The sequence below is a fragment of the Xanthomonas sp. SHU 166 genome, from assembly GCF_000364685.1.
GTDB lineage: Bacteria > Pseudomonadota > Gammaproteobacteria > Xanthomonadales > Xanthomonadaceae > Xanthomonas_A > Xanthomonas_A sontii.
Genome location: NZ_AQOJ01000060.1, coordinates 1 through 7,193, shown reverse-complemented (window position 1 = coordinate 7,193; position 7,193 = coordinate 1). Strand labels below are relative to the sequence as shown.

Sequence of the window (7,193 nt, the reverse complement as noted above, 5' to 3'; positions counted from 1 at the left end):
GTCGACAGCCCGGCCGCGCGCAGGCCGTCGCGCAGCGCCGGGTACAGCGCCGGATCGGCGATCACCGCATGCGCGGGACGGTGCGTGGCGCACAGCGCCAGCAGTGCGTCGACGTTGCGCCCGGCGGCCAGTACGCCGGCGCGCAGGCGCTGCGGATGGCGCGCGATCACGTCCAGCGCCGAGGCGCCGATCGAGCCGGTGGCGCCGAGCACGGCGATGGTGCGGACCGCTGGGGTCTTGCTGCGTTGCGTGTTCACTGGCTCAGAACCCGAAGATGTCCTTGCCCAGCGCGAAGATCGGCAGCGCCGCCAGCACGCCGTCGATCCGGTCCAGCACGCCACCGTGACCGGGAATCACATTGCCCGAGTCCTTGGCGCCGACGTGGCGCTTGAGCAGGCTCTCGAACAGGTCGCCGACCACCGAGGCCAGCACGCTGACCGCGGCCACGATCAGCAGCCCGGGCAGGTGCGGCAGGGTCACCCCGGCCAGCCAGCCGAAACCGGCGGCCACGATCAGGCCGGCCAGCAGGCCGCCGACCAGGCCTTCCACGGTCTTGTTGGGGCTGATCCGCGGCGCGAGCTTGTGCTTGCCGAACTGGCGGCCGGCGAAATAGGCGCCGGAATCGGCGGCCCACACCGTCGCCAGGGCGGTCAGCAGCCAGCGGTGGCCGTTCGGCTCGCTGGCGTGGATCAGGCCCAGCGCCGCCCAAGCCGGTACGATCGCTAGGGTGCCGGCGGCGAGCTTGAACACCCGCGCGTAGGTGGCGTGGTCGGAGCCGAAGCGGTAGAAGCCCAGCCACAGCAAGGCCACGCACCACCAGCCGACGCCGATCAGGGTGGTCAGCTGGAACAGCACCAGCGAGCCGGCCGACGCCCACACCAGCAGCACCATCAGCAGCAGGTTGAGCATCAGCAGGATGGTGCGCGGCAGGGTGTCGTCGACCTCGGCCAGCTTCAGCCATTCCCACAGGCCGATCAGGAAGATCAAGGCGGCCAGTGCGACCAGCCACTGGGTCGGCAGCAGCAGGATGGCGCAGATGGCCAGCGGGGCCATGATCAGCGCGGCGATGACGCGGGTACGGGTCATGCGGAAACGTTCTCCGTCGCCGCTTCGGCGACCTGCGCGCTGGTGAGGCCGAAACGCCGCTCGCGGCGGGCGTAGTCGTCCAGGGCTTGTTGCAGCACCTCGGGGCCGAACTCGGGCCAGAGGGTCTCGGTGAACCACAGTTCGGTGTAGGCCAGCTGCCACAGCAGGAAGTTGCTGATGCGCAGGTCGCCGCCGGTGCGGATGAACAGGTCCGGCGGCGGCAGGTCGGCCAGCGCCATGCGCGCCGACAGCGCGTCCTCGTCGATCTGCTCCGGGCGCAGGCGTCCGGCGGCGACGTCCTCGGCCAGCGCGCGCGCGGCCAGGGCGATGTCCTGGCGGCCGCCGTAGCTGGCGGCGATCGACAGGTGCAGCGCCTGGTTGTCGCGTGTGCGCGCCTCGGCCTGGGCCATGCGCTCGCACAGCGACGGCGCGAAGCGCGCGCGGTCGCCGATGAAGCGCACGCGCACGCCGCGCCGCTGCAGTTCCTCGACCTCGCGGTCGAGCGCGTGCAGGAACAGCTTCATCAGCGCGTCCACTTCCTCCTGCGGGCGCCCCCAGTTCTCGCTGGAAAAGGCGAACAGGGTCAGCGCGCCGATGCCGCGCTCCAGGCAGAAGTCGATGGTGCGGTTGACCGCGCGGGCGCCGGCGCGGTGGCCGATCACGCGCGGCCGGCGGCGGCGCTGCGCCCAGCGGCCGTTGCCATCCATGATGATGGCCAGGTGGCGGGGCAGGGACATGGGGATGGGGTCGGAAGGCATGGCCGGCAGGCGCAGGCTCAGACCGCCATCAGTTCCTGTTCCTTGCCCTTGACCACGTCGTCCACGTCCTTGATCGCCTTGTCGGTCAGCTTCTGGATGTCGTCCTCGCTGGCGCGGGCCTCGTCCTCGGTGACCTTCTTGTCCTTCAGCAGATCCTTGACCTGCTGGTTGGCGTCGCGGCGGATGTTGCGGATCGCGACCTTGGTGTCCTCGCCTTCGCCGTGCACGACCTTGGACAGCTCGCGGCGGCGCTCCTCGGTGAGCGCGGGCAGGTTGAGGCGGATGGTGGTGCCGGCGGTGTTCGGGGTCAGGCCCAGGTCCGAGGCCAGGATCGCCTTCTCGACCGCGCCGACCATCTGCTTTTCCCACGGGGTGATGGTCAGCGAGCGGGCGTCGGCGACGGCCACGCTGGCGACCTGGCTCAGCGGCATGTCCGAGCCGTAGTAGTTGACCTTCAGGTGCTCGACCAAGGCGGTCGACGCGCGGCCGGTGCGCACCTTGATGAGCGCATGACGCAGCGCGTCGATGCTCTTGGCCATGCGGGTCTGTGCGTCTTGCTTGATTTCGTTGAGCATCGCCGGTGTCCGTGCTGAATCTGAATCGGACGATTATAGCCTGCCGGGAGTGGGGAATCGGGAATGGGGAATGGCAAGGGCGGATTCCGGCGCGCCCAACTGAACGCCAATGTGGCGGGGAATCGTGGCCAGCGCCAATGCTGCAGTGCGCAAGGCTCTGCGATTCCCTAATCCCGATTCCCCATTCCCGGCTTTTCAGCCCCGTCCCTTCACCAACGTGCCGATCTCGGCGCCGCGCAGGATCTTCAGCAGTTCGCCGGGCTGGCCCATGTTGAAGATGCGCAGCGGCAGGTCGCTGTCGCGGGCCAGGGCGAAGGCGGCGGTGTCCATCACTTCCAGGTTGCGGGCGATGACTTCGTCGTAGGTCAGGCTGTCGAAGCGCACGGCGTCGGCGTGCTTCTTCGGATCCTTGTCGTACACGCCGTCGACCTTGGTCGCCTTCAGCAGCAGGTCGGCACCGATCTCGATCGCGCGCAGCGCGGCGCCGGAGTCGGTGGTGAAGAAGGGGTTGCCGGTGCCGGCGGCGAAGATCGCGATGCGGCCCTTTTCCAGGTGGCGGATCGCACGGCGGCGGATGAAGTCCTCGCACACGTCGTTGATCTTGATCGCGCTCATCACTCGCACCTTGGCGCCGAGCTTCTCCAGCGCGTCCTGCATCGCCAACGCGTTGATGACGGTGGCGAGCATGCCCATGTGGTCGCCGGTGACCCGGTCCATGCCGTTGGCGGCCAGGCCGGCGCCGCGGAAGATGTTGCCGCCGCCGATCACCAGCGCCACTTCCGCGCCGGCCTGCTGCGCCTCGATCACCTCATGGGCAAGGCGATTGATGATCTTCGGGTCGATGCCGTAGTCCCCGTCTCCCATCAGCGCTTCGCCGGACAGTTTCAACAGGATACGGCGATAGGCGAGCTGGGACATGGCGACCTCGTTGGGGGATGACGGGCAAACCACACGATTTTAGCCGATGCGCGCCAGCGCGTCTGTGCCGCCGGCGATGCTTCAGCGTTGCGCCTCGCCGGACGAACGCGCGGTGACGCGATTGCGACCGCCGTGCTTGGCGCTGTACAGCATGTCGTCGGCCGCCTGCAGCAGTTCCTGCGCGCTGTTGAAACGCTCGCGGCCGCCCTGGGTGGCCACGCCCGCGGAGAAGCTGATGTGCAGCGGCCCCTGCTTGGTGTCGGCCATAGGCCGCTGCGCGATCTCAGCGAGGATGCGCCGCATCACGCCCAGCGCGGCCTCTTCGCCGGTGTTGGGCAACAGCACCAGGAATTCCTCGCCGCCGAAGCGCGCCACGGTGTCGCTGGCGCGCAGCATCGGCTGCAGGGTCTGCGCGAATGCGCGCAGGACCTGGTCGCCGACCAGGTGCCCGTGCGCGTCGTTGATCTTCTTGAAATCGTCCAGGTCGATGAAGGCCACCGACAGCGGCCAGTCGTGGCGATTGGCCAGTTCGAACTGCTGCTTGAGCAAAGTGTCCAGCTGGTGCCGGTTGAACACGCCGGTGAGCGCGTCGCGGCTGGCCTGTTCGGCCAGGCGCCGTGCGTGCTGCTCGTACTCGTCGGCGCGCTGGCGCACGCGGTTGGCTTCCTGCACTTCGCGCAGGTTGCGCAGCACCATCAGTTCGCGGGCATGGCTGATGATCGCGTCGACCCGCTCCGGCTGCGCGATGCGCACATCGAAGATCGGGCTGACCGCCGGCAGCGCCTCGGCGATGTGGCCCACCACCTCGTCGAAACGGCGGCTGTCCAGTTGCAGGTCGCGATAGGCGCACTGCATGGCGTGGGTGCGCGCGGCTTCGGGATCGTCGCTGAGCCAGATGTCGGCGACGGCGCCGGACAGGCGCACGCAGATGTCGAAGGGCTCGGTCGCGGCGCCGGCAGTGCCGCCGCTGCCGATACTGCGCTGCAGGTAGGCGGGCAGCTTCCACTTGTGCGCCAGCCAGGCGCCGACCTCGGCGCGGTCGGCGCCCAGGTGCTCGCGCTCCAGCGCGCTCAGCCGTTGCGGATCGCCGGCCGCCTCGTGCAGCAGGGCGGCGTACTGGTCGTGGCAGACGTGCAGCAGGGCCAGTGCGCCCATGTCCTGCAGCAGCCCGGCCAGCATCAGTTCCTCGTGCTTGCGCAACCCCGCGGCCTGGCCGAGCAGGCGGCTGGCCAGTGCCGCCAGCACGCTGCGTCGCCACAGCCGTTCCTGCGGCTCGCCGGTGCCGCCGCGCAGGCTCTGCACCATCGAAAAGCCCAACGCCAGGCTCAGCGCGGCGTTGAGGCCGAGCATGGTCAGCGCCTGGCCGAGGTTGTCGACGCGGCGCCGGCTGGCGTACAGCGGGGAATTGGCGATGCGCAGCATGCGCGCGCTCAATGCCATGTCCATGGCGATCGCATCGGCGGTCGCGGCCAGGTCCACGTCCGCATCCTGCGCCAGTTCGATGATGCGCAAGGCAACGCCGGGGGGCGAGGGCAGGTCGCGGGAGTGACTCAGGATCGCTTCGAGTTCAGGATGCATGCACTTCCGATACGGCATGGAATGAGAGGTGGGGGAGCGGCCTGTCCCGGCCTGCGCAGCGTACACCCGTAAAAAAAAAGCCGCGACAAGCGCGGCTCTTTTCTTCCCGGGAGCGGGATCAGGCCAGGCCGGCCTGCTTCATCACTTCGGCGGCGTAGTCTTCCACCACCTTCTCGATGCCTTCGCCCACCGCCAGGCGCTGGAAGCCGACCACGTCGGCGCCGGCGGCCTTCACCGCCTGCTCCACGGTCTGGTCGGTGTTCAACACGTAGGGCTGGCCGTACAGGGTGACCTCGTTGACGATCTTGGCGATCTTGCCGCTGATGATCTTCTCCAGGATGTCGGCCGGCTTGGCCTTGTCCTTCTCCGACATCTTGGCCAGCTCGATTTCCTTTTCCTTGGCCACGAACTCGGCCGGGACGTCGGACGCCTTGACGTGCGGCGGGTTCATCGCCGCGATGTGCATGGCGATGCCGCGGGCCAGGTCGGCGTCGCCGCCCTTGACCTCGACCAGCACGCCGATGCGGCCGCCGTGCACGTAGGCGGCGACGTTGTTGGCGCTGTCGATGCGCACCAGGCGGCGCACCTGCACGTTCTCGCCGACCTTGGCGATGACCGCGGCACGGGCTTCCTCGACGGTCTCGCCGCTGGGCAGCTTGGCGCTCTTCAGCGCTTCGACGTCGGCGGCGCCGGAGGCCAGGGCGGCCTGGACGACGGCGTCGGTGAAGGCCAGGAAGTTGTTGTCCTTGGCGACGAAGTCGGTCTCGGAGTTGATTTCGACCAGGACCGCCTTGCCGCCGTCCTGGGCCATCGCGATGCGGCCTTCGGCGGCGACGCGGTCGGCCTTCTTGTCGGCCTTGGCCAGGCCCGACTTGCGCAGCCACTCGGCGGCGTTGTCGATGTTGCCGGCGTTCTCGGTGAGTGCCTTCTTGCACTCCATCATGCCGGCGCCGGTGCGCTCGCGCAGTTCCTTGACCAGGGAAGCAGTGATTTCCACGGGATGTCCTCACGAAAGGTGGGAAAAGGCCGGCTTGCGGCCGGCCGGTAGATCTGGGAAGCGGGCGCCGCAGGCGGCGCTCGCGAAGCCGGGCGCGCCGAACGCGCCGGGCGGCGGCTGCGCATGATCGCGCAGCCGCATGGCGCGCCGGTTACTCGGCGGCGGGAGCGGTCTCTTCGGCCTTCTTGCCGTTCTTGCGCGGGCCGCGGCCCTTGTCGTCGGCGCCCTCGGCGAACTCTTCCTCGCGCACGCTGGCGGCGTTCGGCGCAGCGGCCTTGCCTTCCAGCACGGCGTCGGCGGCGGCACGGGCGTACAGCTGCACGGCGCGGATGGCGTCGTCGTTGCCCGGGATGGCGTAGTCGACCAGGTCCGGGTTGTAGTTGGTGTCGACCACCGCGATCACCGGGATGCCGAGCTTCTTGGCTTCCTTGATGGCGATGTCTTCATGGCCGATGTCGATGACGAACAGGGCGTCCGGCAGACGGTTCATTTCCTTGATGCCGCCCAGCGAGGCTTCCAGCTTGTCGCGCTCGCGGCGCAGGGTCAGCACTTCGTGCTTGACCAGCTTGTCGAAGGTGCCGTCGGTTTCGGCCGCTTCCAGCTCCTTCAGGCGCGCCACCGACTGCTTGACGGTGCGGAAGTTGGTCAGCGTGCCGCCCAGCCAGCGCTGGGTCATGAACGGCTGGCCGCAACGCTCGGCTTCTTCCTTCACCGCGTCGCGGGCACTGCGCTTGGTGCCCAGGAACAGGATGGTGCCGCGCTTCTGCGCGACGCTGGAGATGAAGTTCATCGCGTCGTTGAACAGCGGAACCGTCTTCTCGAGGTTGATGATGTGGATCTTGCCGCGCGCGCCGAAGATGTACGGCGCCATCTTGGGGTTCCAGTAGCGGGTCTGGTGGCCGAAGTGGACGCCGGCTTCCAGCATCTGACGCATGGTGACCTGGGGCATTGCAGTGACTCCTGATGGGGAACCGGCCGTGCGCGGGCAGGAATGGGTGAAGCGCGCGCATGACGGCGGCCTTGCGGGCCGCACGACGATTCCGGGGTTGGGCCTCCCTGCCGCCTCCGTGGCCGAACTCCTTGCGGAGCACCCCGGCACGGGCGATGGCGGCAGGTGTGAATTCGCCGGTGCGTCCGGCGTGGACGGTCCATCGGCCGATGACAGGCACGACGAAGCCGCGCACTATACCTGGCGGACGGCGGTGGCGCAATGCGCCGGGCGGTTCACTCGGCCGGCAGCGGCTGCAGTGGCGCCTGGTCGTCGAGCCGTGCCGCGAAGCG

Annotated in this window: 8 protein-coding genes and 1 pseudogene; 1 reads left to right on the top strand and 8 read right to left on the bottom strand. The window is 68.9% G+C overall.

What is annotated here, in order from left to right:
• The 8 genes and pseudogenes from D180_RS02670 to rpsB all read right to left on the bottom strand — a co-directional run.
• Positions 1 to 212, bottom strand: a pseudogene (locus D180_RS02670) (1-deoxy-D-xylulose-5-phosphate reductoisomerase); the annotation flags it as partial.
• Positions 213 to 261: 49 nt separating this feature from the next.
• On the bottom strand, positions 262 to 1,086 hold the full coding sequence (locus D180_RS02665; protein WP_017911571.1) for a phosphatidate cytidylyltransferase: 825 nt from the start codon (positions 1,084 to 1,086) through the stop codon (positions 262 to 264).
• Positions 1,083 to 1,823: a polyprenyl diphosphate synthase gene (uppS, locus tag D180_RS02660; RefSeq protein ID WP_017908842.1), complete on the bottom strand. Its 741-nt coding sequence runs from the start codon at positions 1,821 to 1,823 to the stop codon at positions 1,083 to 1,085. The genes D180_RS02665 and uppS overlap by 4 nt, the downstream gene beginning before the upstream one ends.
• A gap of 38 nt (positions 1,824 to 1,861) precedes the next feature.
• The gene (gene frr, locus D180_RS02655) at positions 1,862 to 2,419 is read right to left on the bottom strand and encodes a ribosome recycling factor (protein ID WP_010344041.1); all 558 of its coding nucleotides are present in this window, start codon (positions 2,417 to 2,419) and stop codon (positions 1,862 to 1,864) included.
• Positions 2,420 to 2,614: 195 nt separating this feature from the next.
• Complete coding sequence (pyrH, locus tag D180_RS02650) at positions 2,615 to 3,337, bottom strand: UMP kinase (protein ID WP_010344040.1); 723 nt, start codon at positions 3,335 to 3,337, stop codon at positions 2,615 to 2,617.
• 81 nt (positions 3,338 to 3,418) lie between these two features.
• Positions 3,419 to 4,915: a GGDEF domain-containing protein gene (locus tag D180_RS02645; protein WP_043090360.1), complete on the bottom strand. Its 1,497-nt coding sequence runs from the start codon at positions 4,913 to 4,915 to the stop codon at positions 3,419 to 3,421.
• A gap of 118 nt (positions 4,916 to 5,033) precedes the next feature.
• A complete protein-coding gene (gene tsf, locus D180_RS02640; RefSeq protein ID WP_017908840.1) occupies positions 5,034 to 5,912 on the bottom strand; it encodes a translation elongation factor Ts in 879 nt (292 codons plus the stop codon).
• 151 nt (positions 5,913 to 6,063) lie between these two features.
• Positions 6,064 to 6,861: a 30S ribosomal protein S2 gene (rpsB, locus tag D180_RS02635; RefSeq protein WP_017911569.1), complete on the bottom strand. Its 798-nt coding sequence runs from the start codon at positions 6,859 to 6,861 to the stop codon at positions 6,064 to 6,066.
• On the opposite strand from rpsB, the gene D180_RS24345 reads away from it, so the two are divergent.
• On the top strand, positions 6,845 to 7,193 hold a 349-nt coding region (locus tag D180_RS24345; protein ID WP_232760277.1), incomplete at its 3' end, for a hypothetical protein. The genes rpsB and D180_RS24345 overlap by 17 nt on opposite strands.

What these genes read in the sequence shown, in the direction of transcription:
- pyrH (WP_010344040.1), bottom strand. Translation starts at nt 3,337, where the DNA reads ATGTCCCAGCTCGCCTATCGCCGTATCCTGTTGAAACTGTCCGGCGAA.
- uppS (WP_017908842.1), bottom strand. Translation starts at nt 1,823, where the DNA reads ATGTCCCTGCCCCGCCACCTGGCCATCATCATGGATGGCAACGGCCGC.
- rpsB (WP_017911569.1), bottom strand. Translation starts at nt 6,861, where the DNA reads ATGCCCCAGGTCACCATGCGTCAGATGCTGGAAGCCGGCGTCCACTTC.
- frr (WP_010344041.1), bottom strand. Translation starts at nt 2,419, where the DNA reads ATGCTCAACGAAATCAAGCAAGACGCACAGACCCGCATGGCCAAGAGC.
- D180_RS02645 (WP_043090360.1), bottom strand. Translation starts at nt 4,915, where the DNA reads ATGCATCCTGAACTCGAAGCGATCCTGAGTCACTCCCGCGACCTGCCC.
- D180_RS02665 (WP_017911571.1), bottom strand. Translation starts at nt 1,086, where the DNA reads ATGACCCGTACCCGCGTCATCGCCGCGCTGATCATGGCCCCGCTGGCC.